Below are 457 nucleotides of genomic sequence, written 5' to 3' on the forward strand. Positions count from 1 at the left end.
GCGTGGCAGGAAATAACAGAGAAGTTGGAGTGGGCAATGGTGTATTTATCCAAAAACGGCAAAAAGAGTAGGCAGAGAAAATCCAAGAAAAACAACACGTTAGACGGTATTATTAATTCGCTTGCCGCTTAAGGTTCTGTACATGTAGAACGGCTATGGCACAAGTTACATGAAACCATCACGCGCAATCATCAATGCAGAGGGATGGCAAACCTGCTGGCCCGAGTGAAACACTTCATGGATACCGTGTCTCCTTTCCCGGGGAATGGCTATGGCACAGCGAAGGTGTAGCACTATTGGGATCAGTTATTTAGCTTTATCGTAACGCTCAAGAAATTGGGCTTAATGCCGAAAACAATAAAATAAAACAGCCAACCCTTGAGGTTCTTATGCGCCAGAATTTACCAGTGACGGGTCGAAACTTAGAACTCCCAAAAGATGCCAATATTCTTTCGAC

Annotated in this window: 2 pseudogenes; both read left to right on the top strand. The window is 44.2% G+C overall.

The features are described from left to right. Positions 1-132 (top strand): annotated as a pseudogene (locus J9892_RS20565) (IS4 family transposase); the annotation flags it as partial. 9 nt (positions 133-141) lie between these two features. Then, positions 142-291: pseudogene (locus tag J9892_RS20570) on the top strand (IS630 family transposase); the annotation flags it as partial. Between the last annotated feature and the right edge of the window lie 166 nt (positions 292-457).

The organism is Aeromonas sp. Prich7-2 (assembly GCF_017939255.1).
Lineage (GTDB): Bacteria > Pseudomonadota > Gammaproteobacteria > Enterobacterales > Aeromonadaceae > Aeromonas > Aeromonas caviae.